Raw genomic sequence first — 22,602 nt, 5'->3', positions numbered from 1 at the left:
GCTGGGATTAGGAAACCGGAGCCAGCTCCGGGTAGTCCGTGTACCCGGCGGCGCCGTCGGTGTAGAAGGTGGTGTAGTCCAGCTCGTTCAGCTCCAGGTCCTCCTGCCAGCGGCGGGCCAGGTCCGGGTTGGCGATGGCGGGACGGCCAACGACGACGGCGTCAGCCAAGTCCTCCGCCAGCAGGGAGACGGCGTCGTCGCGGGTGGTCAGAACGCCGAACCCGGTGTTCAGCAGCACCGGACCGGCAAAGCGTCGGCGCAGTTCCTGAACCAGATCATCGGCCGGGTCGGCGTGCAGGATGGACAGGTAGGCCGGCTTCAGCGGGGCAATGCCGTCCACCAGGGCCGTGTAGGTGGCCAGTACATCTGCGCGGTCGGTTTCCAGCACGTCCTGGATGTTGTGTTCCGGGGAGATCCGGATGCCGGTGTGCTCGGCGCCTATGGCCTCGACCACGGCGTGGAAGGTTTCCAGGACAAAGCGGGCACGGTTTTCCGGGGATCCGCCGTAAGAATCCGTGCGGACGTTGGAGATCGGGGAAAGGAATTCGTGCAGCAGGTACCCGTTGGCACCGTGCAACTCAACGCCGTCGAACCCTGCCTTCATGGCATTGCGGGCGGCGGAGACGAAGTCCGCCGTGACGCCGGGGAGCTCGGCCTCGGTGAGGGCGTGCGGCACCGGGTAAGGCTGCTTGCCCTCGTAGGTGTGGGCATCGCCTTCGAGTGCGATAGCGCTGGGTGCCTCGGCACCACGGCCGCCGTTGATGTTCTCATGGGCCACGCGCCCGGAGTGCATCAGCTGGGCCACAATCCGGCCGCCGGCAGCGTGCACGGCGTCGGTGACGCGCTTCCAGCCGGCAACGTGCTCCTCGGTGACCAGGCCCGGCATCCGGGTGTTGCCCTGACCGGTGAAGGAGGGGTAGATGCCTTCGGACACGATCAGGCCCAGGGAAGCGCGCTGGCGGTAGTAGTCCACCATGATGTCGGTGGGGACGCCGTTGAGGTCGGCGCGCATGCGGGTCAGCGGTGCCATGACAAGGCGGTTGGGCAGTTCCATGGCGCCGACGGTCAGGGGGGTAAACAGGTTCACTGGTGAGGGTTCTTTCTGTCGCTCGCGTCAGGACCTGAGATGCCCTGAGCTGAAGTTCGTATACCCAGCGACAACCCGCGGCAGGACCTTGGCTATTCCGCGAAGCGTGCGACGTCACATTCAAAGCGCCAGAATTCCTCCAAGAACAAGGGGAAACACTACAAAGACACCCAGGAAGGCGACTACGGCGGCCCGCCCCTTGGAATTTCCTACGTTCACCGTCAGCCCGGTTCCAGCCCCTTCTCTTTTGGGAACCAGGATGTGGGGATTATCAGGGTTGTTGTAGAGGCCTCCCGCTATCCACAGCTTGTCCTCTTCCTGCTCTTCAGCGGTGGGCATCACGCCGTTCTTCTGGGCTGTCCTGCGTGCCCAGCGGGTAGAGAGGGCGTAGGACGCTGCTACAACACCGAGGATCAGGGCGATCAGGATCAGCACCGGCCCCACGGGAAGGCTGTCCGGATTTTGCCACCCCGCCACAGCCAGCACACCCACAAGGGCTGCGATCAGGGCGGACGCTCCTCCCATCGCAGCCACTGTGCCGCAGATAGTGCCTTCCCGGCGCCAGAGCTCCCACTTCGTGGCGTTGTTGCTCGGGGGAACCATCAGGGGAACGGCAACAGTGATCAGGGCCAGAAAGACGCTGGTGCCGGCCCCGATTAAGAGAGGGGCGAAGACTGAACCGAAGGATTTATCAGCCCAGGCATCGGGTGCACCGCCCGCTCCCCAGTGGGTTGGAATCGTTTCAGGCAGCGACGCATAAATCATGGCACCGTAAACAAAACACGGTATGAGGATTACCGCCGGCACGATATGAATCAGCCAGACGCCGGCGCGGCCCCGTGCAATTCTGGCATCAGTGTCAGCTTCCATGATTTCACCCTAACCCGGTATGAGGGTGTTATTTAGGACGTCCTCAAGCGAGGAGCTCACGCGGGGAGATTACCTAACTCCTCCAACGAATTCAAGGGTCGTTAAAGAACAAGGGTCGTTAAAGAAATTGTCCGATCCACCGCCCATGCGGTGGATCGGACAATCAGGGTTGATTACTTGGATGGATCAGGACGCAACGGCTTCGACGATTTTCTCGTCTCCTTCGTTGATGGCCTTCACCACTGCATCGTAGTCACCCTTGTCGATGGCCTTATTGACCTTCTTGGCGGCCTTGTTGACGGCGTTGTCCACGCGGTCCAGATAATGGTCGTCCACCACGGCAACGAGCGCCGAGGAGCCCGGTGGCAGCCATTCGTCTGCCTCGACGCCGATTTTCTTCTCCTCGTGGCGTTTTGCGATGGCGCCGGCGCCGGCGCCGATCGCAGCACCGATCACTCCGGACAGCAGCAGCGGCGGAGCGAACAAGCCAACCACAAGCCCGGCGATGGCACCGGCTGTGGTGCCGCCGCCCACCAGCGTGCCTCCGTGCTCCTTGACGTTGACCCGGCCTGAGTCGTCCCGGGAGAGGACAACGGCCGCCACCACGCCTTCGTCCATGCTCTTAATGGTCTTGAAATCCTCTGACGCCGACCCTGCATCGCTGTACGACGACACGAACAGGGTGTAGTTGTGCTCTGACATATTGTGCCTTCCAGTTGGTTTCTGCCGGTGCTGGCGGCCACCCGCATCTTGACGCGGCTGTGTTGATCCGGGCGAACCGGGTTAGAAGAACGCTATTCCCGCCGGCCGCGCACGGGCAGTCTCCGAGGGCACTTAGCAGGGAAGATTCCCCAGCGGGAGGACAGGCGGGTGAGTTTCCGCTACCCTGTGGCCCCCAGGGTCCCGGATCGGGCCACGGCGGGGCACTGCCAGCTAAGGATCAGTGGCCGGTTGCTGCCATCCGCCGCGGTGGGTCATTGACGGAGCCACCGGCTCCGGCGCTTTCCAGACGACAATCAGTAGCGTCGCCAGTGGACCAAGCAGCAACGAAACGAGGAACCAGGTCCACCGGGAGCGGTTCTTCTGTTCAGCGAGACCGGCGTTGACCACAGCAACTGTGAACCAGAAGGTGCCTGAGCTGACGTATTCATCCATCGTGCCACCCAACCACAGACGGCGTGGTTCCGCCGGGAGGTTACGCGCCCCCTTGGCGGGGCAGTGACCACCGGCGGCTATAAAACCCTCGGCTATAGGCAGACACCCCTCTATCAGCCCAGTCGGGCACGGCCGGGCGCGGTCGCTCGCCGAGAAGACTTTTTCCCAGGCAGGGCCTGCTGTAGCCGGCGTCGGCTGTCCCGGTCGGACCTCAATGACGGTCCCGTCACGGGTGCCCATGAGGGCGGCGCCTTCGGTCACGTGCAGGGTCTGGCCCCTGGCATGGGAGTGCCAGGCCGTCCGTGCTCCGGGCATGAAGCGGACCTTGCTGACGATCATCCGCTGGCTGGAATTGGACACTACGTTCTTCCGGGCAATGGCGGGAGTCTCTGCGGACACATCTCTCATCGACAGTGCCTGTGCCGGGACATAATGAACCCATGAAACTCGATGAACTGCTCGCAGCGTTGAACGCCGGCCAGGCCATAACCGCCGGCTCGCCCCTGCATGAGGCCATGCACCATGCCAGCCAGAGCGCCATGCGGGTCACCGGCGAACTCAACACCGGCTATCACGAACCGGCCCAGGTCCGGGAACTGCTGGCCCGGCTGATAGGAAAGCCGGTGGATGAAACCGTCACCCTGTTCCCGCCGTTCTCGGCCGACTTCGGCAGGAACATCACCCTGGGAAAGCGGATCTTTATCAACGCCGGCTGCCGGTTCCAGGACCAGGGCGGAATCAGCATCGGCGACGACTGCCTGATCGGCCACAACGCGGTACTGGCGACGCTCAACCACGACCTTTCACCCAGCCGCCGGGCGGACATGCATCCGGCGCCCATCACGCTTGGCCGGAACGTCTGGCTTGGATCCAATGTCACGGTGCTGCCGGGGATAAGTATCGGCGACGATTCAGTGGTGGCCGCCGGCGCCGTGGTGACCCGGGATGTGCCGGCCGGGTCTGTGGTGGTCGGCTCGCCCGCCCGGGTTATCCGCAGCGTCGGTGGCTAGGGCCAACATTGGGATACTGGCGGGCACCGCCGCTGCGCGCTTGCATGGGTGGGAAGAGCACCGGCGGCCGCGCCGGGCCTAAGGAGCGCATCATGGCGGTGTCAGATTCCCGGCCTGGCAGCTCGGTCCGCACGGCCTGGCCTGCCTGCAGCTGGGGCATTCCAAGGCAGTGATTGTTGCGGCTTTGGTTCAGTGCTTCTCTTATGTGGGCTTCCCGCGAGCCGTCGCCGCCATCCGTGCGGTGAAGGATCTCTAGCCTGCGGGTTGGTGGCTGCTGTTCTGTGTTCCCCCGGATAGCCCCCTGCCAATGGAGTGTCCGGTATCGCCCGAATTGACTGATACCCCCTAGGGGTATAGTTTGAGGGCAAGATTTCGGAGAAAACACGTAGCGGAGAGGGGGACAAGATGCATCGGGCACGACAGCCTGCGTTCCTTGCGCCCTTCGCTGCCGCCGCTGTACTGTTCCTGGGCTTGGTTGCCGTCATTGCCGGCATCCTCGGGATGCACATGTTCAGTGCCTCCCACCATGAACCGGCAACCGCCGTCGCGGCCTTCGCCGCTGCTCCCGGGGAGCTGTCCGCAGAACTTGGTCCCGCCGTCGGCCCGGGCATAAGTACGCATCCGGCAGCCGACGCCGGAACACACCATCCGGCCGACGGCGGGGTGCAGCCTGATTGCTCCGAGCCGTGCAGCCAGGACCAGGGGCATGCGGGCAGCGTCTGCACGCTCATGATCTTTGTTCTCGTTCTGCTCCTGATGCCCAAAGCGCTGTCCCTGCGCGGACGTTTCTCTTCCGGGCTGCGGCGCGTCAGGCCCGCCCAGGCATCGGTCCCGCAGACACCGTCCCTCCTTCAGCTCTGCATCAGCCGCACGTAAAAATACGCCGGGTCCTTCGCGCCGAGCCGCGAAGGCCTCCGGTGTGCCCGTGAACCGGCCGGCACCGGAGTAAGCGCAATGCCAAAATGCAGAGACTTTCGAAGGACAAACCAACGTGAAGCGTTCACCAGCAATTTCAGCAACCGCCCTGGCCGCCGTCGTTTTCCTGGCCGGCTGCGGCACGGATGCCGGCTCCGAACAGGCGGGGGACACCATGCCCGGCATGGATCACGGCAGCATGTCGCATGCGCCGTCCTCCAGTGATGCCACCGGACACAACAGCGCAGACACAATGTTTGCGCAGATGATGATGGTGCATCATCAGCAGGCGGTGGAGATGAGCGAGATGGTGCTGGCCAAGGACGGACTGGATCCGGAGATCGTCCGGCTGGCCGAAAACATCAAGGCCGCTCAGGGGCCGGAGATCGAGACCATGAGCACCTGGCTCCGAAACTGGGGCGAACCGGCCCACATGTCCGGCGAGATGCCCATGGACGGCATGATCAGTTCCGAGGGCCTGGCACAGCTCCAGGCAGCCCAGGGAACCGAAGCCAGCCGCCTGTTCCTGACGCAGATGATCGCCCACCATGAGGGCGCCGTCGCCATGGCGGAAGAGGAAGCGGCGAACGGCTCCAACCCGGAGGCTGTTGAGCTGGCTACCTCGATGGCCTCCGGACAGGGGACGGAGATCCAGAAGATGAACGGCCTTCTCGCCGCCCTCTAATCCCGGATCCTCCCCGATGTGCCGCTGGCGACAACTAGGCCGCCGGCGGCACCTCGGCCGGCCCGGTCATCCGCAGCATTTGCAGCCAGGGCAACCCGGGTGTGGAGAAACCTGTCCGCTATGCTCTGGTCTGTTGGATTCAGCTCCCGGTGTGGACCGGGCTTACCGGGGGATGCTTGTGATGCAAAACGTTGGTGCTCCAAAGATGCGACGTTATTTTGCCGGAACAATGTCTGCGGCCGCAGGGATTGTGCTCTCGCTCGGGCTGGCCGGGTGCACTTCGGAACCGCCTGCCGCAGCTGAGACACCAACCGCCACGGCGACGACGGAATCCACTGCCACCGCGACTCCGGCTCCGGACACCAAGCCGTCCCTGGTTGGGGAAACCGTCACCGACTCGTTCGGTAACCCGGACTTCTACATCACCGCCGACGGCGACACCCTGGCGATGGTGGCGGAGGTATATGGGTTTTCGGAAGCCAAGGTCGCCGGGTTTAACGAACTCCAGCCCGGGACGCCGTTGGCGCCGGGCACTCGGCTTCGGCTGCTGGCGGCCGGTCCCGGCATCGGCGCCATGGGGGCCGCCACGCAGGACGCGAACGGAACCATCGTGTCTGATGACACCCTGGAAGGGATCACCTACCGGTTCAACCTGACCGGAGACCAGCTCGCAGAGGCCAACAAGGTGCCGTACGTGCACGAGGTGGGCAACGTCTACTTTGTGGAACCCGGGCGCACCATCGCACTGCAGAAGAACCCGGTGGACGGCCGGTCCGGCACAGGAAAGGCCGTTCGGAACTCCTGGGACACGGGCGTCTTCTACACCACGGTCGACGGCGATTCCCTGGACAGCGTGGGCTATCAGTTCCGCGTCGGCACGGCCGAGCTGCTGCAGTACAACCCCGCACTCGTTGAGAGCGCACCGATTCCTGCCGGCACCACGCTCCGGCTGATTCCGGGCGATCTGGCGGTCAACGGCGCCCGGGGAACATATACCGCGGATGCCGACGGCGTCCCGCTGACCTACACCACGGTCCCCGGCGACACCGAACGCGGAATTTCGGCCCGCTTCGGTGTCACGGCTCTGTATGACGCCAACCGGGACCCGACCGAGAGCGTTCCCGTCTGGTACCAGTACGTGGACGTGATATCCGATGAAATTGCCCCCGGCCAGACCATCAGCCTTTCCTTGGACCAGCCGATCAACTCACCCGGCGCCTAAGTCCGTCCGAACAGCGGTCTACCCGCTTGCACCCAGTACCGGTTTTCCCGGAATGTAGCCGCGTTGCGGAAAGTCTAGGAGTCATAGGAGAGAGACGCCGACAGCTCGCGATGGGAGTCGATCTGGCTCTGAATGGTGGCAAGCTTCTGTTCGACGTTGGCCATGACGTCTGCCCCGGCGACGAACCGAAGCGGAGAGGGTAACCAAGGCTTGGGCGAGTTTCCTGGGGTCCCGTCTCTGCTGGCCGGGGCGGCACAGAACTCCTGACCGATCAGCCCGGCAGCCGGGGTGATGGTGATGACCCGGCTCCAGCGCTGCTTGCGCATCACCGGCAGCACCGCGCGGGTGACGTTCGTGGGACCAAAGAAGTTCGTCTCCATCTGGGCCCGGAATTGCTCGGGGCTGATGTGCTCGAAGAACCCGGCGTAGAAGTTTGGGCTGCCAAGGCTGCCCGGGCAAGGTCCTGCCGAAGGTTTAGTCGAGCCGAAGCGGGAACTGCTGGAACTGTGCTTTTGCGGCGATCGTGGGGTTCCCCAACTTGTCATAGTGATCTATGCCAGGCCATTTCCTTTTGTAATTGACCTGTTTCGGTGAACAGCCGCACTTGGTGAGTCGAGGCCAGGGCCAGCGCAAGGTCACTGGTTTCGGCTGAAGCAAAACCGGCCTTTTGCCAAAAGGGGCCGGACCTTCGGCTAAACAGCCATGCTCGTTGGACGCCGGAGTCCGCGGCACGATCCATCGCAAACCGTGCGAGCTTCAGGCCGACTCCTGAGCCTCGGCGAGAGGAGTCCACCGCAACACTTCGGATCAGCGCATGGCTGCCGTCAGCGCTGATCTCATATCCGGTTGTTGCGAACACGTCGCCTGTCATCTCGTCGCGGGCAATCCATAAAAACACTGACGGCGAATCGAGGCCGCTGAGGGTCAAATCCGCTTTTTGCAGGAATCCTACAATGTCATCCATATCTGCGGCGGCCGCAGGAACAAGGGTGATCACTGGTCCGCGCAGCCGCGCGCAACCGATTCCAGATGCTCGTTGTACTCACGCCACCACGTTTGGCTTCCGGCGGCCATGTTGTCGTTTCCATCCCGGTGCCCAACGCTGCCGTCGGCCAACTCTCGCACTATGTCTGCGTGGCCGGCATGCCGATGCGTTTCGGCTGTCACATGTACCAAAATGCGGGCGAGACTGACAGGGTTGCTCGCCTCGCGCCACCAGGGCACGTAGCCGGAAGCGTCAAGGGGCAGCTGGGAGATCGTCGTGTCGGCGTGTTCCCACACCCGTTGGTAGAGGCCAACAATCTCTTTGCAGGACTCCTCAGGCTTCGCCCACATGTCCGCATTCGGCGCGGCGTCGGGCGAAAGCCAGGATATTTCTTCGGCGAATGGCCGGTTGAAGACCACACCGAAGTACTCGGCTTCGACTCCTGCCAGATGCTTTACCAAGCCGAGAAGATTCGTGCCGGTTGGCGTCAGGGGGCGGCGTAAATCATATTCCGTCAAGCCCTCAAGTTTCCAGACCAGCGCATTACGGCCCTCCTGTAAATACCGCTGCAATTCCGCCTTTGCAATATCGCTCATGGGTGCCAGCTTGGAGTAGCAGGCCGCCGATGGCAAACCGGCGACGTCAGCAGCAGGAAGGGAATCTTCTAGCACTGAAGAGTACGCGGTTGACATCACAGCGATTAGCCGGTGGAGACGTCTTCGTCGTCGCGTGCTGTCCGCAGCGGTGAGGCGATCGCAATGACCAGTGCAATCGTGAAAACACCGATGATGAGAACCAATGCGGTTCTCTCCCCAAGCAACATCGAGGTTGCGCCCCCAACCACTGCACCGATGGCACCAAACGTGCGGTTGGCGGACCGCATAATTCCATTCACCCGGCCAAGAAGCACGTCCGGCGTTAGCCCCTGACGCAAGCTCATTTCGTTCGCATTCTCCAGACCTCCAGCGAAGCCTTGGAGTGCGAATGCGCTAAAAACTAACACCATGGCACCGATGTCCGGCTGCGTTCCACTTCCGGCAGGCGCTAGAACGAGGAGGGTCCAAGCGAGAGGGTAAAGGGCTCTGCTCACGGCAATCGTCGGTCCTGATCCGAACCGCTCACCTGCGCGTGAGGCAAAACTTGCGCCGGTCAGGGTGGCTACCCCTCCCACCGTAAACAGCAACCCATACATGAGCGAGGTAAATCCCAGGGTTCGGAGAGTGAAGACCGCCAGGACAGTGAGAGCAGCGGCGTTCCCAATAAACCAGACGTGCGTTGACGCAGCTAAGGGGGCCAGAACGCGATGGCGATAGGTCCACCGTAGGCCTTCGGCAATCTCGCGCCGTATTGATCGCGGGCCTGTTTCCCGACCAATCGATGCCTTCAGATCGAGACCAGCAATCAGCACGGCATCGACGACATACGTCACAGCATCCACAACGATGGCCAAAGGCGCCCCGAAACTACCAACCAAGAATCCGCCGAGACCCGGGCCAACGGTCTGTGCCCCCGCCTCGGCTTGATCGAGACGTGCGTTGGCCGAGCGCAACGCACGCCGCTCCACGATCTGCGGCAGAATCGATTGAGCGGCGGCGAAACCGAAGACAGAGAATCCGCCGAACAGCAACAACAGCGCAATGAGAACCCACAGGTGAAGCACCCCAAGAGCCCAGCAGGTGGGTATGAGGGCGAGGCTTAGCGCCCGCCCGAGGCTCGCCCACACAAGTACCCGCTGCCGCTGCCATCGATCGACAAACACGCCAGCGAAGAGGCCCAGCAGTGCATATGGAATGAACTGGGACGCGTTGACGAGTCCGACCTCCAGTGCGCTGGCTTCGAGGTCTTCGACGACCAACACTGGGATTGCCACCGCGGTCAAGGCGGTACCGAATGCGCCAACGGTCACGGCGGAAAAATAACGGGAGAACCTCGGATTGCTGAACGAGCCGGTGATCAATTTATCTGGCACTTATCAACCCCCAGGGTGTGGGAAAGCAACCTTCCGAGCCGGCCAGCAGACCGACGGATTCGGGTCCCGGCGGGCAGCCGCCGTCATTGTTGATGATTGCACACCGTTATGACAGGGGAGGGAATGATCCAGCGATTCAGAATTTTCTTTCCACCCGGGAGCCACATAATGGATATGGAGATCCAATTGATCAATGACGGCGACGGCCTTGCGGTCATTGGAGACCCGGGCGCGGTCGAACGATTCCTTGTTTCCGAGAATCTGCCGTCCAAGTATCTTGGCCTGCACCGGCTCGGTCCAACACTGGGCAAAGCTGCCGGGGTGGCAGAGCTCGTGGCTACGGCCGAGCCATCCTGCAGCGCACCGGGCTGCCGGACGCGGCGGAAACCCTTGATAGTCAGATACGGCCCGAGGGGTCTTGCCAGAAAATCTCCGGCATGGTGAACAAGGCAGTCAAGAACCGGGTAGCCCTGGAAAAGTTGTCGCCAGTTTTTACGCTCCGGGACCTTCCCCCTACTACTCACGGGGCTTCCGCCGGACACTAAGTCCAAGAACCTCGATACGGCGGAGCAGTTTGTCCCCACGACCCGACCGGTCACGGGACGTGCCGTCAGCGGACACTTCAGAAGTGCGAACAAGCACACTCAAGTCCCGGAAAGGCATCCCCATGAGACTTCCTTCATCCCCTCGACGGCGATTCTCCGCAGTTCTCGCCGTCGGCATTCTGATTCTGGTGACCGGGACAGGCGCATTCGCCGCATCCCCGGTCTCCAATCCCCAGCTCAGTCCTGCTGCGCCCGCTGTGGCGAACGACAAAACAGGCCCTCAGTTCTACAGCGGACTGAGCGTTGATGTCCGGGATGACGTTTCCGGGGACGTCTACGCGTCCGGCCAGAGGATCACCATCGACGGAAACGTCACGGGTGACGTCATAGCAGCCGGCCAAACGATCATCATCAACGGAAACGTTGACGGAAATGTGCGTATCGCAGGACAGGACGTCACCATCAACGGGGACGTTTCGCGCAGCGGCACGATCTTCGCTGCGAACGTCGACGTGACCGATACCGGCTCATTCGGAGAGGACCTGGTGGGAGCCGCGGGCGCTATCGACATAACCGGGGCAGTCGGGCGTGACGTAGAGGTAAGCGTTGGAACCCTCACCATCGACGGACCGGTTGGCGGAAACCTTACGTACACCTCCGATACTGAAGCAAGCATCGCCCAGGACGCCGTCAGCGGTACCGTGGAGCGCATCGCGCCCCAGACAGCTCCCGAGCCGACGCTGGGTGAGCGATTCGTCGCTTGGCTGCTCGGGCTGCTCTATTCGCTGGTCGCGTTGAGCATCATCACGGTGCTCACGGGATGGCTCCTCCCACGCCTGCTGCACCGTGTTACAGACCAACTGGTGCCAAGGCCGTGGAAGGCTCTGCTCGTTGGTTTCGTGGCATCCATCGCCGTTCCACTCGTGTTGCTTTTAGCTCTGATCACCGTCATTGGAGCGCCCCTTGCGCTGGCGGGGGCGCTGGTGTGGATAACGCTCACCCTCGCAACCTTCGTCTTCGGCTCGTATTACATCGGAAGGCTCCTGTTCCGCGGCAACCAGCATCCCGTGATCAAAGCGCTCGTTGGCGGCCTGATCCTCATTGTCGCGCTGCATATCCCGTGGCTGAACATCGTCGTATGGCTGGCCATGGTGTTCCTTGGCCTCGGCGCGCAGCTCCTGGCAATCTATGACCGGCGGCCGTGGCGCCGGACGCCGATGACCGAAACCCTGCCGCAGCCCCGTTAACCGGGTGTTCAGGGATTGCGGCATCCACTGCCGCCGCAGCGGACTTTCCATCCCGCAGCGGGAACTGCTGGGACTCTGCGCTTTTGCCGCGATCGGCGGCACGTCCGCGCAGCTTGGGCCGCACGGCCGGGCCTGCCAATCGCACCCGGGGGAGTCCGCGGCCAACAGCGCCGCGTCTTCGCCAACCCCTATAAATGCTCCAGACGCCGATGCTAGCGTGAAGCAGAGATTGAATCGCTGTAGGGCTGCGGCCTTACAGGAAGGAGATCGACATGACCCGGAAACTCCACGAATTTGCTGACCTTTACCGGCGGAAGGGGCCCTGGTGCGTCGCGTATGTCGACGCTTCAGCTGGGGCCACAGACAGCATGGAAGCCGCCGAGGTCCGCCCGGGCGATGTCAGGAGGGCGCTGGCTAAACAGGGCGCCTCACCGCAGGACCAGGAAGCCGCGGAAACTGCGGTACTTCCCGCCGACGGATTTCCTTCCCCGGTGTCGCGGTACCTCCTCGTCCAGGAGGGCACGGTGGCTTTGAACGAAGTCCTGCCCGGACCGCTGGTGTTGCCGGAGCGGGTCTCGGTTGACCCTATTCCGGATCTCCTGCCGCTGCTCAAACACCGTCCCGAAGAGCTGCCCTATATTGTCGCGGAAGTCTCCCGGGAGGACGCTGAGATCCGCCTGCAGTTCGTGGGCCACGGCGGCTCCGCCGTCGAGGATGTGGAGGGGGAGAAGGAGGACATCACCAAGCTCCCCGCAGGCAGCTGGTCACAGGACAAGTTCCAGCGGCAGACCGAGCAGATCTGGCGGCGCAACGCGGATCAGGTTGCCGAGGAGATCGACCGGATTGCCGACAGCAGCGGAGCCAGGCTGATCGTGCTCGCCGGTGACGTCCGGGCGCGGGGACTCGTACGGGACCAGCTCTCCGAAGCCCACAAATCACTGGTCAGCATGATCGATTCCCACATGCCCACGGCCGGGGCTGCCCGCCGAAGTTTCGAGGACAAAGTACAGGAACGCATTGCCCTGCTGTGGGCTGCAGAGCAGGAACAGATCATGGATCGGCTGGCTCAACAGCAGGGCCAGGCCAACCCTGAATCCGTCACCGGCTTCGGCGCGGTGCTGAACGCCCTCCAGCAGGCTCAAGTGGAGGTCCTGATCATTGATGACAGCGCGCTGGTCGACCATCACCTGCTGGCTCTCGGCGCCGAACCCTGGGTGGCCAGTGCCCCGGAGCAGTCCCTCGGCGCCGAGGTGCTGGGCAAGGTCCCGGCCCCGGCGGCGTTGATCCGTGCGGCAGCGCTGACCGACGCCAGTCTTCTGTTGGTGCCCGACGGCGTCCTGCCCCACGGTGTCGACGTCGCTGCCCTGCTCCGCTGGCCAACGGGCCCGGAAGCTCCCGTAAGCTGACACGCGTCACGGGGCGTTAGCGGCGGCGGAGGCCGAATCCTGGAGAACCAGTCCTCCAGCCACCCGGATAGCCAGCTGGACGGACTGGCTGACTTCATCGATTCCATCGACGCGCCGGACGCCGGCGTCGATCCGCTGGTCGAAGTTCTCGTGCGCCGCTCACAGGCGCCGGCCCCCGCCCTGGACGCCGTAGTAAACGTGCAGCGCGAGAGCGGGCAGCTACTCGGTGTCCGCCGTATTAACGCCGTCCTCTGCCCCGGATTCCAGTTGGACAAGAACGGGGAAGTCCACAAGGTCATCCCTGCACTGATTCAGGTGGCCTGCCAAGCCCGCCGCAGCGACGAGGATCCGCCTCCCGTCGGTTACCTCGACGGGATCCACATGCTGCAGCCGGTGCAGGGTCACCGCGAGGATCACCAGATCCGCGTCTGCCACGGTGTCGCTGGTCCCCTTCGGCTCGGCACCCGGGGTGACGATTTCGGCCATCAGCGCCAGCTGCGCGGGGTCCCCGGAGGCGGAGAGCGAAACCCGGTCGCCGGCGTCGAGCAGTGAGCGGGCGACGGCGGTGCCCACCCGTCCCGCGCCCACCAGGGCGACGTGCAGGTTCCCAGAAGGGGAGGGGATTCTCTGGCCGGGGGAGTCTGGCGGGGTGCTGGGCAGATGCGTGGTCATGCTTGCTGCAATCCGGCCTCCGCCGCCGGCATTCCCGGGACCGCTTCGCCACGGCGGTCAGCCCTGACCATGGTCAAGGGGTCACGGTGACACTTTCTGTTCCACAGTTCAGCAGCAGCTTTCCTTCGGCTGCAGTCAGTTGGCAGTGGCGGTTTCTGAGGCGGGGGACCCCGCTCAGCTCGGTGGCCTGCCGGTTCCAGACGTAGTGGAACCTGCCGTGCTCGGTGTAGATGTCCACGCTGTCACTGTCAAAACCGTCCTGCGTCACCACGATGGACTGCCCGTTGGCGGCTTCAAATCTCGTCTGGTGGCCGGTTCCCACGTGATCAGGAAAACTACGAGCGCGTGTGAGGGAGGAAATCATGGACGCCAAGCGGACAGATGAGATCTGGATTCTGGGAGCGACGGGTAATGTCGGCAGGGCTCTCGCCGGGCGGCTCACTGCAGCAGGCATCTCCGGAGTGGTTCTGGTGGGCAGATCGACGGAGCGGCTCGCCGCGGTCGCCGACACTCTCGACGGCTCTGTCCGGACGCAGCGGCTTGCAGGCTTCGCTGATCCGTCCCGCCCTCCCGCTGCTGTCCCTGCTGCTGAAGATCCCGTCGATGAGGCGCAGGATGATCACCTCGATGGCGGCAAGCAAGACTCGAAGGGCGCCGCGCCCCCGCCCGCACTCGTGGGGACACGCCGTCGCTGACTGGCCTGACGGCACCCGCCGCGAGAGCTGGCTGCGCGCCGACGATGCCATGGACTACACCGCCGACGTACTCACCGTCGTCGTCCGCGCCCTCCGCAACGGAACGGCGCCCCGCGGCGCCTACACACCTGCCGCTGCCCTGGGGTCCGGCCTCGCCACCGACGCTGGAGCAACCTTCCTGGACGATTGAGGAGTAGTCGGTTGACGTCCGCGAAACCGAGTCAGGCGCCTTGCAGGGTGCGTTTGCGCGCATAGGCCCGTGCCGCGCGGACCCGGTCGCCGCAGCGGGTCGAGCACCATTGCCGCCGTGCGTGCGTGCGGAGGAAGAACCTGTCACACGAATCCGCTTCGCAGGGCGCGAGCTGTGCTGCCTGCTCGCCGCTGAGCAGTGATGCGGCGTCGTCGGCGATGACCGCCATGACGTGCTCAACAACCTGGGTCACGGGGTGATCGGCGGAACGGAGAAATCCTGCCGCGGGATCAAACCGCAGCAGCAATGTGCCCGGGGCGGAAGTGAGCGCGCGGTTCACGGCGTCCACGGCCGCCGCCGGCGGAGCCTCACCCGCAGTGAAGGCAGTGAACAGATCACGCAGGTCCGCGCGCAGCGCTGCCAGCCGGCCCCGGCAGTGTTCGTACAGCACGGCATCGGGCGCAATGAGTCCGTGAGCCTTCAGCCAGGCCACCGCCGCCTCAGGGGTGGCCAGCTCATCATAGGTCTTACCCCCGGGCTGCAGCCCGGCGCTGTTGATCAGCGCGAGGCTGGGATGCTCCTGGGCTCCCGGTGCGGCTGCGGGTACAGATTCGGACATGTTTCTCATGGTAGCAGTTTCATTTAACCGTGAGACGCCTGTTAGGGTCTTATCACGCTTAAAACTGCACGTTTCCATGAGGAGTTGGTATGCACCACGGTCGATCTTCCGGCACGGCGCCGTTCACGTTATCCGTCCTGTCCGCAGGCGGCACGGGAGTGGGAATGACCGCTGAGGAAGGCCTTAAAGCGGTAATTTCGCTCGCCCGTACCGCGGACCGCCGGGGCTATCACCGGTTCTGGATGTCCGAACACCACGCGATGGGAGCAACCTCCGTGTCGTCCCCGCAGCTGATGGTTGCCCGGCTCATCGCCGAGACTGCGGCCATCCGCCTCGGCGCCGGCGGAGTCATGCTGCCCAACCATTCACCGCTGCTGATTGCCGAGCAGTTCGGGATGCTGGAGGCCCTCGCCCCGGGCCGGATCGACCTGGGCGTGGGGCGCGCACCCGGAACGGACGGCGCCACGGCTGCGGCCTTGCGGCGGGGTGCAGATGCCAATGACGAATTTCCGCAGCAGGTGCTCGAACTGGAGGGGTTCCTTCGGGACGAGTTCCCGTCCGACCACCCGTACCGGCACGTCCATGCGGTGCCCGGCCCCTGGCAGGCCAAGGAAAACCGGGTAACACCGTCCCCGGCCCTTCCGGAAATGTGGATCCTGGGTTCCTCTCCCTATTCGGCCCGGCTGGCCGGGCAGCTCGGCCGGCCGTACGCCTTCGCCCTGCAGTTCGGCGACGCCGACATCGACACCGCTCTGCAGCTGTACCGGGACAGCTTCCGGCCCTCCGACGTACTCGCTGAGCCGCAGACCCTGGTGAGCGTGCCCGTGGCCATCAGCGACGACGCGGCGGAGGCAAAACGGCAGGCGGCAACGTCGGCCATGGCGATGCTGCGGATGTTCAAGCGGGAAGGCTACCTGCTCCTGCCCCCGACTGAGGTCGACGCCTATGAGGCCACCCTGCAGGAGCGGCAGATCCTCGACTCCTACACCAACCGCAGTTTCCACGGGAATGCCGCTGCCGTGGCCGACCGCCTGGAAGCTCTCTGGAAGCGCACCGGCGTCGATGAAGTGATGCTCGTTGTCGGCGGCCACTCGACAGAACTCGACGAAGAAGGCCTCAACCTCCTCGCCGACCACTACTCGCTGCCCCGCCCGGCCACGTTGCCGGCAGCCAGCTAGTGCACCTGCTCAAAAATGTCAGCCATTCCCGCTCAACAAGCTCAGGAGATCTCCATGACCACACCACGCCGCGCCCTAATTGTCATTGACGCCCAGCAGGAGTACTTCGACGACGGACTGCTTCCGATCCAGTATCCGAACCAGGATGATTCAGTCGCCGTCATCCAATCCGCTGTTAAGGAGGCACGCGCGGCCGGGGTGCCGGTGGTGCTCGTTCAGCACGAACTTCCGGTGGAAGCACCCGTGTTTGCTTCCGGCTCGCCGAGCTGGCAGAACCACCCCGGCGTGGCCGCCCATGAGGAGAACGCCGCAAAGCGCATCAGCAAGCAGTTCTCCAGCATCTTTGCCGGCACGGATCTGGAACCCTGGCTGCGGGAGCAGGGGATCGACACCATTACCCTGGCTGGCTACATGACCAACAACTGTGTGGTCGCTTCCGCTGCGGCCGCCGAGCCCCTCGGCTTCACCGTCGAGGTCCTCTCCGACGCGACCGGTGCCATCGATCTGGCCAACGAGGCCGGCGCCGCACCGGCACGCCAGGTCCATGAAACCCTCATGGCGCTGCTGCACTCCAACTGGGCTGCGGTTGCCGACGCCGAGACCTGGACCGCGGCGCTGCGGGCGGGGGAGCCGCTGGCCAAGAGCGACCTCGTCACCTCCGCTGCCCAGGGACGCGGCGCCTAGGCGCCAGCGCCCGCATAACGACGACGGCTCCTCCACGGCTTGTGTGTGTGGGGGAGCCGTCGTCGTTCGGGTCGGCTGGGAAACCGGAGTCGGTGCCGGGTGGTCGGTGACCTGGTCGAGCCCGTTCGACGGGTGGTCGCACTGCGAGCGAGTGTGCACCGTGCGCTAAGCCGTCATAGCTAGACGGAGGACGGGGGCCCGCCGCACCGTGCCCGGCACGGCGGGTGAGAGTGTGCGCTGACACGTTTGCCAAAGCACTCTGCCGGCATTACGCGCGAACCGTCAGCGCCCGGATCACGCCGTCGCCCAGCTTGAAGTGATAGCGCAGGACGCAGGCGAGTTCCTCGGCGTCGTCGGTTTCAACGGTGCGGGGAAGTCCACCGCTGCCCGCACCATCGCCGGGAAGCAGCAAATGCTCGACGGCGAGTTCCGGGTCCATGGGCTGCCGGTCAACGAGGACGCGATCCCGTTCCGCCGCCAGGTTGCCGCCCTGTTCGACGAGGACGCGTTCTTCCCCTCCCTATCCCTGCGCGAGCCCCTGCAGCTGGTCGCCCGCGGCCACTCGGTCCCGGACCCGGACGTCGCCGTCGACGCCGAACTGGACTTCTTCGCCCTGCAGGAGCGGGCCGACGCCGTTCCCGCCTCCGTCTCCTCCGGCCAGCGCCGCCGGCTGCTGCTGGCTTCGGCCCTGATCCGCCCGTCGTCGCTGCTGATCCTGGACGAACCGGAGCAGCGCGTTTTGGGGTTGCGGTCGTCGACGCCGTGCTCCTCACGGGGGCGCTGCGGCTGGCAAAGCCGGAGCGCCCGGGTCGGCCTGCTCGTTTATGCCCGTCTGGAACAGGACCCCGGGATGGGAGCTCGTCTGAGGTCGTGCGGTGTCCGGGCATGCCGGTGCCGCCATGATTTTGATGGATCCTAATGAGGCGGGTCGGGCACTGTCCGTCGATTCCGGGGGTGAGGTGCGCGCCCGCGCGCACCTGGCACTTCCAGCTGCAACGTAGCCAAGCCGCGCGAGTGGACGTCCGTTCGATTACGAGCCCAAGGATCACGGCTCCAGAAATGCCTTTCACCGTCAATCGCTGCTGATTACTGGATCTACCCCTTCCTCCAGCACAATTATGGAATGACTTGGGGACAGAACGAGTGGTTATGGCTGATCAGTATCGTTTTAGCTGTCCTAATTAGCTGGTTCTTTGGGTGGAAGTACGGCAACAGGAAACGAAGGCTTCTCTTCATCTGGGACGCTGTGCAGCTAATGGCCGAAACCACTCGGGCCAAAGGCGCCCTCGAGGTCGCGTATGAGGGAACCCCTGTCCGCGATCCCTATATGTTGCAAATTACGGTGAAGAACATTGGACCCGTCGACATCACGTCATCCGACTTCGATGACTCCCGGGCCTTGGACATCATTCTCCCGCGGGGTTACTTGACTGTCGTGGACATCACTCAAGCGGGTGTGTCAGCTAGGGTCAGTGAATCCCCCGACCGCATTTCCATCGAACCAGTCCTACTCCGGCGAGGGACCTTGATCTCATTCGATGTTCTCGTGGATGGAAAGCCTGATGTACAACTTAACTCTCCATTGATAAACACAGAGTTGAATAACACCGATGCCGCTGCGCGCACTTTGGCAGTTCTAGACCAAGGGCTGATAGGCGTTACGACCCGCCCAGTTGAGACTCTTGTCGTCTCCATGTCCTCGGTTATCGAGCGTTCTTCGGTGTTCCTTTCGCGTCTCCTCTTTGGGTCTCGGCGTTAGTCGAGCTATTGAATCGTGGGCAGCATCGCTGCTCTACTGTCCACCACCTGTGGGGTCGGGCCAAACCGTGCCGTGTGGGCCGGGTAATGTCGGGTCCGCTTCCGGGTCTGGTGCTGCTCGCCGTGCTGAGTTTCATTCCGGGCCAGGCAGCCGCAGGCGTGCTGGGCGGGCCCGGCGTTCATGGCCCTGGCAGCCGACGTCGCGTTGTGGCTGGCCGTATGGTCCCGGCTGGACACGGTTCCGGGCCGGGAGCTCATCCGGGGCGGTGCGGTGGCCGGGCATGCCGGTGCCGCCGTTTTTTTGATGGACCCGAATGAGGTGGGCCGGGCGCTGTCGTCCGATCCCGGCGGCACCGTTTCCTCCCGTGCCGCCCGCTGGTATGCGAGGGGCGGACGGACGCCGTTTGGGGCCTCCTGTGTGCCGATGCCGTGGCGTTCCTGCGCATCCCTGGGTTGTGGGCCCGGCCCGTGCTGCTGCTTGCACTCTGCGTGACGCTTCTACTGACCGGCGGGCAGCAGCCGGTGCCGATCCAGTTGGCCCTGATTGCGGTAACAGTTTGTGCTGCGGTTCCGGCGTTGGGAGCACTGGCACGGCGGACAGCGATCACTCCGGGCCTGGATCTGTTGCTGCCGCTGTCGCCTGCCATGGTGCGGTTGAGCCGGATGGTCATGCCCACCACTGCCCTGGCGCTGTGGTCTGCGGTGTTTTGCTCCGCTCTGATACTGCTCGGTGCCGGCAGTCCGGAGCCTATTCTTCTTAGTGCCCTGGCGGGTGTGGGCTTCGGCGCATCGGCCGTGGCGTGCCTACCGGGTCTAGCCCGATTGGACGGTTCCGCCCACGGACACCGTCTTCTGTCCGGTACCGACGGCGCAGGCCGGCTCGATGATCCGCGGACTGGATACAACGCTGGTGGCGGTGGTTCCGCTGCTGCTGGGGATGTTCCTGGGTTATGTTCCCGGGGTGCTGCTGCTGGCTCAGGCTGGGTTCTCGGCCGCGTGCGTTCTGGTGGTGATGTATTCCAGCCCCAAGAACACAGATTCTAGTTGAGGAGTCCAATTATGGTTGGCCGGCCCGACAAACAGTAATCACCCTACGCACCAGACATTATTCCTACTTGCTGCGCCAACCAGACTCGACCAGCGGCGACGCCTAGGAGAGCTTCCACTACGACGGATCTCGGCACGCCTTCACAGATTGCGCAGATCTAAGGCGGAGTCGGTAATGTCAACCTTGTGGATACGACGATGATGGCAATTAAGGCCCAGGGCGATCACCTTACGAAACGGCGCCTCGTTTCCGCGGAAGTCAACGGGGTCCTCGGTGAATACGACCATCGGTTCGAGTTCCTAGACTCAGGGCAGTTCGCCATAGTCTACGGACCAAATGGGGTCGGCAAGACAAGAGTCCTCGAGATAATCAACGCCATTGCCAATGTGAACGTTCTAAAGTTGCGCTCGCTACCTTTCACAGCGGCTGACCTTACATTCTCCGATGGGAGCAGGCTTCGTGTTGAAAGAGCAAATCGTTCCACTACGGACGATGAACTCGCCATCGAAGGACTACCAGAAATCGAAAAACCAGGGGAACTCCTACTTAGCCTATGGCAGGGCGACTCGCTGGTAGCAGAGTCACTCGTAGCGACACTAGACGCATTTCAAGAACATCTACAGAAGATGACTCGCTATGAGCCGACGAACGATTTCGATACGTGGATAGACACCGTTGACGGCGAGACAATACCCTACGACGTTCTCCGGCGAAGGTACCTACCTCAGTTTCGAGCGCGATATCCCACTCGACGGGGCGGAACGCGATACACAGAAATTGCTCCGGAACTTCAAGATTTTACGGATTCACTAGATGTCCGTCTCATCGAGACACAGAGACTTGGCGGCGTGTATTATCCGCAACGAAGTCGGGACAGGGAATCAAACTCTTACAGTAAGACTTCGCCTGACAACGTTCCCACAATCATTCGTTGGTCCGAGCAAATCAAGCAGTCGCTCAATGAAAATCTGTCTGCGAACTCCCGATTAACTCAGTCCCTTGACAGCACCTTCCCTCGTCGCATGCTGGAGAGAGGCGACAAATCAGAGCTAACAGAGGAGGAGCTTCGGACTAAATGGGAGGAACAGACCAAGCGACGTGCGCGCCTTAAGAAGATCGCTGTCCTGGATGTAGACGCGCAGTTGTCTTTGCCAAATAGTTCTCTCAACCCATGGCAGCTCGGCATGCTCGAGTTGTACTTGGAGGACGCCGACAAGAAACTAGATTCGTTCTCGGACATACTCAGACGCATTAATCTCTTGGAAGAGATCGTCAATGCCAGGCTGCTCCGAAAGAATATTCGAATCGATGCCAACAATGGTCTCGTAGTAATACGCGACCTAGATGACTCCACCATCCCCCTCACGTCCCTTTCTTCCGGTGAGCAGCATGAAATCATCCTCATGTTTGATCTCTTGTTTAACGTCCGACATGGCTCTCTCGTAATGATAGATGAGCCTGAAATATCACTCCATATCGGTTGGCAAAAAAAGTTCATTGAAGATGTAATCCGCATATCAAACATAGTTGGTTTTCAATTTGTTGTTGCCACGCATTCGCCTCAGATAATCGATCGATGGTGGGCTAACGCCACTCGACTGGGACCCACAAAAGGTGGTTTCCTTGAGGAGGAGACAGCGGACGATGCTCAGTAGCATTACCCCCGAGAGCATATTTGCGCAGATCATGATGGAAGAAGCTCCCACAGCGGCGTTCTTTCTCGTTGAGGGACCCGACGAAAGCGCTGTTTTTTGGGACCATATATCATCTGGCGTCGTACTAATTGTCTGCGGAGGAAAAAGGAATGTGATAGGTGCTGCACGATTGGCTGAAACGAATAACGTTGGGGATGTCTACGGCTTGGTCGACGCCGACTTTGACCGTATACGTGGACTGAATTCGAACTATCCCACCAAAGTTATGGCGACAGTCAGTTATGACCTCGTTTCTGATCTAATGTCATTCGCACCACGAACTCTTCGGCGGTCACTTATCGCACACGCAGAGCCAGGGGTTCGGGCCATCGAGAAAACCTCCAAACTGTCTATCGAGGAAACTATCTATGCTCTAACCACCAGACTAGCTGCCGCACGCCTGGCGTCTATTAGAGAGGATTTCCCACTTATCTTTAAGGGATATCAATTCTCTCAAGTAATCGGATCTACGTATGAACCAGCGGGCCTCTATACGATTCTTGAGCATGCCCGGCAGCGATCTTCATCTTTTGAATTAGATGAAGACGTACTTAAGTCAGTTGAAATTGCATTCAATGAAGTCAACACTGGCCCTTATTGGTCAGGAGGCCACGATATTGTGGCCGCCTCCGCGGCGCTACTCCGAAAAGCAGGGTCACAGATTTCCAGTAAGACCATCGCTGGGACGCTAATAGCTGCAGCATCGTGCCCGGTACTTACTTCTCTACCTTATTTGTCAGAGCTTACGGCGATGGCGCGAGCGAACTCAGGGGTGGACCTCCTAGACTGCTTCGCGGCCTGAGGAAACGGTCCACCAGTTTTAGGACAACACTCTCATCGTGATGGTGGATGGACGCCGGAGCCGTCTCCATCTTTAGCTGACCAATCCTTGCCTTCCCGGCGCTCTCCATAACGAGGGGGCACTGAGGGTCAACCCCTTGACGTGACCCACCCCACAAGGCACACTG

General features: G+C 62.5%; 25 protein-coding genes and 1 pseudogene. 15 read left to right on the top strand and 11 right to left on the bottom strand.

Features of this window, described 5'->3' with window-relative positions:
- Window positions 1-7: 7 nt before the first annotated feature.
- The 4 genes and pseudogenes from ABIB35_RS04810 to ABIB35_RS04795 form a co-directional block, all read right to left on the bottom strand.
- Window positions 8-1,087, bottom strand: a complete 1,080-nt coding sequence (locus tag ABIB35_RS04810) for an alkene reductase (RefSeq protein ID WP_354179350.1) — start codon at window positions 1,085-1,087, stop codon at window positions 8-10.
- A 120-nt stretch (window positions 1,088-1,207) separates the two neighbouring features.
- Complete coding sequence (locus ABIB35_RS04805; protein ID WP_354179348.1) at window positions 1,208-1,957, bottom strand: DUF1648 domain-containing protein; 750 nt, start codon at window positions 1,955-1,957, stop codon at window positions 1,208-1,210.
- A 186-nt stretch (window positions 1,958-2,143) separates the two neighbouring features.
- Complete coding sequence (locus ABIB35_RS04800) at window positions 2,144-2,659, bottom strand: DUF1269 domain-containing protein (RefSeq protein WP_354179346.1); 516 nt, start codon at window positions 2,657-2,659, stop codon at window positions 2,144-2,146.
- Window positions 2,660-3,307: 648 nt separating this feature from the next.
- Window positions 3,308-3,457: pseudogene (locus tag ABIB35_RS04795) on the bottom strand (cupin domain-containing protein); the annotation flags it as partial.
- A 95-nt stretch (window positions 3,458-3,552) separates the two neighbouring features.
- On the opposite strand from ABIB35_RS04795, the gene ABIB35_RS04790 reads away from it, so the two are divergent.
- The 4 genes from ABIB35_RS04790 to ABIB35_RS04775 all read left to right on the top strand — a co-directional run bounded on the left by ABIB35_RS04790 (window position 3,553) and on the right by ABIB35_RS04775 (window position 6,944).
- Window positions 3,553-4,122, top strand: coding sequence for a sugar O-acetyltransferase (locus ABIB35_RS04790; protein WP_354179344.1), 570 nt, complete (start codon window positions 3,553-3,555; stop codon window positions 4,120-4,122).
- A gap of 405 nt (window positions 4,123-4,527) precedes the next feature.
- Window positions 4,528-4,998 carry a hypothetical protein gene (locus tag ABIB35_RS04785; protein ID WP_354179343.1) on the top strand — a complete coding sequence of 157 codons (471 nt, stop codon included), beginning with the start codon at window positions 4,528-4,530 and terminating at the stop codon, window positions 4,996-4,998.
- A 115-nt stretch (window positions 4,999-5,113) separates the two neighbouring features.
- Window positions 5,114-5,722, top strand: coding sequence for a DUF305 domain-containing protein (locus tag ABIB35_RS04780; protein WP_354179342.1), 609 nt, complete (start codon window positions 5,114-5,116; stop codon window positions 5,720-5,722).
- A 205-nt stretch (window positions 5,723-5,927) separates the two neighbouring features.
- Window positions 5,928-6,944: a muramidase family protein gene (locus tag ABIB35_RS04775; protein ID WP_354179341.1), complete on the top strand. Its 1,017-nt coding sequence runs from the start codon at window positions 5,928-5,930 to the stop codon at window positions 6,942-6,944.
- 74 nt (window positions 6,945-7,018) lie between these two features.
- Here ABIB35_RS04775 and ABIB35_RS04770 read toward each other — a convergent pair whose 3' ends face one another.
- The 4 genes from ABIB35_RS04770 to ABIB35_RS04755 form a co-directional block, all read right to left on the bottom strand.
- Window positions 7,019-7,489, bottom strand: a complete 471-nt coding sequence (locus tag ABIB35_RS04770) for an SDR family NAD(P)-dependent oxidoreductase (protein WP_354179340.1) — start codon at window positions 7,487-7,489, stop codon at window positions 7,019-7,021.
- Window positions 7,486-7,941: a GNAT family N-acetyltransferase gene (locus tag ABIB35_RS04765; RefSeq protein WP_354179339.1), complete on the bottom strand. Its 456-nt coding sequence runs from the start codon at window positions 7,939-7,941 to the stop codon at window positions 7,486-7,488. The genes ABIB35_RS04770 and ABIB35_RS04765 overlap by 4 nt, the downstream gene beginning before the upstream one ends.
- Complete coding sequence (locus tag ABIB35_RS04760) at window positions 7,938-8,525, bottom strand: DinB family protein (protein WP_354179337.1); 588 nt, start codon at window positions 8,523-8,525, stop codon at window positions 7,938-7,940. Before ABIB35_RS04760 ends, ABIB35_RS04765 begins: the two co-directional genes overlap by 4 nt.
- 104 nt (window positions 8,526-8,629) lie before the next feature.
- A complete protein-coding gene (locus ABIB35_RS04755; protein ID WP_354179335.1) occupies window positions 8,630-9,898 on the bottom strand; it encodes an MFS transporter in 1,269 nt (422 codons plus the stop codon).
- 667 nt (window positions 9,899-10,565) lie between these two features.
- Here ABIB35_RS04755 and ABIB35_RS04750 point away from each other — a divergent pair.
- Entirely contained in the window at window positions 10,566-11,690 is a 1,125-nt protein-coding gene (locus ABIB35_RS04750) for a DUF8173 domain-containing protein (RefSeq protein ID WP_354179334.1), read from the top strand.
- 272 nt (window positions 11,691-11,962) lie between these two features.
- The gene (locus ABIB35_RS04745) at window positions 11,963-13,096 is read left to right on the top strand and encodes a baeRF2 domain-containing protein (RefSeq protein ID WP_354179333.1); all 1,134 of its coding nucleotides are present in this window, start codon (window positions 11,963-11,965) and stop codon (window positions 13,094-13,096) included.
- Between the two features lie 219 nt (window positions 13,097-13,315).
- On the opposite strand, the gene ABIB35_RS04740 is transcribed toward ABIB35_RS04745, so the two are convergent.
- Together ABIB35_RS04740 and ABIB35_RS04735 are read right to left on the bottom strand one after the other, a co-directional pair.
- Window positions 13,316-13,768 carry an NAD(P)-binding domain-containing protein gene (locus ABIB35_RS04740; protein WP_354179332.1) on the bottom strand — a complete coding sequence of 151 codons (453 nt, stop codon included), beginning with the start codon at window positions 13,766-13,768 and terminating at the stop codon, window positions 13,316-13,318.
- Between the two features lie 73 nt (window positions 13,769-13,841).
- Window positions 13,842-14,090: a hypothetical protein gene (locus ABIB35_RS04735; protein ID WP_354179330.1), complete on the bottom strand. Its 249-nt coding sequence runs from the start codon at window positions 14,088-14,090 to the stop codon at window positions 13,842-13,844.
- 40 nt (window positions 14,091-14,130) lie between these two features.
- On the opposite strand from ABIB35_RS04735, the gene ABIB35_RS04730 reads away from it, so the two are divergent.
- Entirely contained in the window at window positions 14,131-14,463 is a 333-nt protein-coding gene (locus ABIB35_RS04730) for an NAD(P)-binding domain-containing protein (RefSeq protein ID WP_354179328.1), read from the top strand.
- Window positions 14,464-14,512: 49 nt separating this feature from the next.
- The gene (locus tag ABIB35_RS04725) at window positions 14,513-14,653 is read left to right on the top strand and encodes a hypothetical protein (RefSeq protein WP_354179326.1); all 141 of its coding nucleotides are present in this window, start codon (window positions 14,513-14,515) and stop codon (window positions 14,651-14,653) included.
- Window positions 14,654-14,684: 31 nt separating this feature from the next.
- Here the strand turns inward: ABIB35_RS04725 and ABIB35_RS04720 are convergent, their stop codons facing one another.
- Window positions 14,685-15,272 carry a CGNR zinc finger domain-containing protein gene (locus ABIB35_RS04720; RefSeq protein WP_354179325.1) on the bottom strand — a complete coding sequence of 196 codons (588 nt, stop codon included), beginning with the start codon at window positions 15,270-15,272 and terminating at the stop codon, window positions 14,685-14,687.
- A gap of 89 nt (window positions 15,273-15,361) precedes the next feature.
- Between ABIB35_RS04720 and ABIB35_RS04715 the strand changes: the two genes are divergently transcribed.
- The 7 genes from ABIB35_RS04715 (at window position 15,362) to ABIB35_RS04685 (ending at window position 22,436) form a co-directional block, all read left to right on the top strand.
- Entirely contained in the window at window positions 15,362-16,450 is a 1,089-nt protein-coding gene (locus ABIB35_RS04715) for an LLM class flavin-dependent oxidoreductase (RefSeq protein ID WP_354179323.1), read from the top strand.
- Between the two features lie 54 nt (window positions 16,451-16,504).
- A complete protein-coding gene (locus ABIB35_RS04710) occupies window positions 16,505-17,134 on the top strand; it encodes a cysteine hydrolase family protein (protein ID WP_354179322.1) in 630 nt (209 codons plus the stop codon).
- A 316-nt stretch (window positions 17,135-17,450) separates the two neighbouring features.
- The gene (locus ABIB35_RS04705; RefSeq protein WP_354179321.1) at window positions 17,451-18,053 is read left to right on the top strand and encodes an ABC transporter ATP-binding protein; all 603 of its coding nucleotides are present in this window, start codon (window positions 17,451-17,453) and stop codon (window positions 18,051-18,053) included.
- 204 nt (window positions 18,054-18,257) lie between these two features.
- The gene (locus tag ABIB35_RS04700) at window positions 18,258-18,893 is read left to right on the top strand and encodes a hypothetical protein (RefSeq protein ID WP_354179319.1); all 636 of its coding nucleotides are present in this window, start codon (window positions 18,258-18,260) and stop codon (window positions 18,891-18,893) included.
- A gap of 882 nt (window positions 18,894-19,775) precedes the next feature.
- Window positions 19,776-19,940, top strand: coding sequence for a hypothetical protein (locus ABIB35_RS04695; protein WP_354179318.1), 165 nt, complete (start codon window positions 19,776-19,778; stop codon window positions 19,938-19,940).
- Window positions 19,941-20,125: 185 nt separating this feature from the next.
- Window positions 20,126-21,595: an AAA family ATPase gene (locus ABIB35_RS04690; RefSeq protein ID WP_354179317.1), complete on the top strand. Its 1,470-nt coding sequence runs from the start codon at window positions 20,126-20,128 to the stop codon at window positions 21,593-21,595.
- On the top strand, window positions 21,585-22,436 hold the full coding sequence (locus ABIB35_RS04685; protein ID WP_354179316.1) for a hypothetical protein: 852 nt from the start codon (window positions 21,585-21,587) through the stop codon (window positions 22,434-22,436). The genes ABIB35_RS04690 and ABIB35_RS04685 overlap by 11 nt, the downstream gene beginning before the upstream one ends.
- Window positions 22,437-22,602 lie beyond the last annotated feature (166 nt).

The organism is Arthrobacter sp. UYP6 (assembly GCF_040547315.1).
Taxonomy (GTDB): domain Bacteria; phylum Actinomycetota; class Actinomycetes; order Actinomycetales; family Micrococcaceae; genus Arthrobacter_B.
Note: the sequence above shows the minus strand (reverse complement) of the source record. Positions and strands in the feature narration are given on the sequence as shown.

Bases quoted from the DNA above. Each gene is read 5' to 3' on its own strand.
- ABIB35_RS04805 (WP_354179348.1), bottom strand. From the start codon at position 1,957: ATGGAAGCTGACACTGATGCCAGAATTGCACGGGGCCGCGCCGGCGTC.
- ABIB35_RS04800 (WP_354179346.1), bottom strand. From the start codon at position 2,659: ATGTCAGAGCACAACTACACCCTGTTCGTGTCGTCGTACAGCGATGCA.
- ABIB35_RS04790 (WP_354179344.1), top strand. From the start codon at position 3,553: ATGAAACTCGATGAACTGCTCGCAGCGTTGAACGCCGGCCAGGCCATA.
- ABIB35_RS04785 (WP_354179343.1), top strand. From the start codon at position 4,528: ATGCATCGGGCACGACAGCCTGCGTTCCTTGCGCCCTTCGCTGCCGCC.
- ABIB35_RS04775 (WP_354179341.1), top strand. From the start codon at position 5,928: ATGCGACGTTATTTTGCCGGAACAATGTCTGCGGCCGCAGGGATTGTG.
- ABIB35_RS04770 (WP_354179340.1), bottom strand. From the start codon at position 7,489: ATGACAAGTTGGGGAACCCCACGATCGCCGCAAAAGCACAGTTCCAGC.
- ABIB35_RS04760 (WP_354179337.1), bottom strand. From the start codon at position 8,525: ATGAGCGATATTGCAAAGGCGGAATTGCAGCGGTATTTACAGGAGGGC.
- ABIB35_RS04750 (WP_354179334.1), top strand. From the start codon at position 10,566: ATGAGACTTCCTTCATCCCCTCGACGGCGATTCTCCGCAGTTCTCGCC.
- ABIB35_RS04745 (WP_354179333.1), top strand. From the start codon at position 11,963: ATGACCCGGAAACTCCACGAATTTGCTGACCTTTACCGGCGGAAGGGG.
- ABIB35_RS04740 (WP_354179332.1), bottom strand. From the start codon at position 13,768: ATGACCACGCATCTGCCCAGCACCCCGCCAGACTCCCCCGGCCAGAGA.
- ABIB35_RS04730 (WP_354179328.1), top strand. From the start codon at position 14,131: ATGGACGCCAAGCGGACAGATGAGATCTGGATTCTGGGAGCGACGGGT.
- ABIB35_RS04725 (WP_354179326.1), top strand. From the start codon at position 14,513: ATGGACTACACCGCCGACGTACTCACCGTCGTCGTCCGCGCCCTCCGC.
- ABIB35_RS04720 (WP_354179325.1), bottom strand. From the start codon at position 15,272: ATGTCCGAATCTGTACCCGCAGCCGCACCGGGAGCCCAGGAGCATCCC.
- ABIB35_RS04715 (WP_354179323.1), top strand. From the start codon at position 15,362: ATGCACCACGGTCGATCTTCCGGCACGGCGCCGTTCACGTTATCCGTC.
- ABIB35_RS04710 (WP_354179322.1), top strand. From the start codon at position 16,505: ATGACCACACCACGCCGCGCCCTAATTGTCATTGACGCCCAGCAGGAG.
- ABIB35_RS04700 (WP_354179319.1), top strand. From the start codon at position 18,258: ATGACTTGGGGACAGAACGAGTGGTTATGGCTGATCAGTATCGTTTTA.
- ABIB35_RS04695 (WP_354179318.1), top strand. From the start codon at position 19,776: ATGATCCGCGGACTGGATACAACGCTGGTGGCGGTGGTTCCGCTGCTG.
- ABIB35_RS04685 (WP_354179316.1), top strand. From the start codon at position 21,585: ATGCTCAGTAGCATTACCCCCGAGAGCATATTTGCGCAGATCATGATG.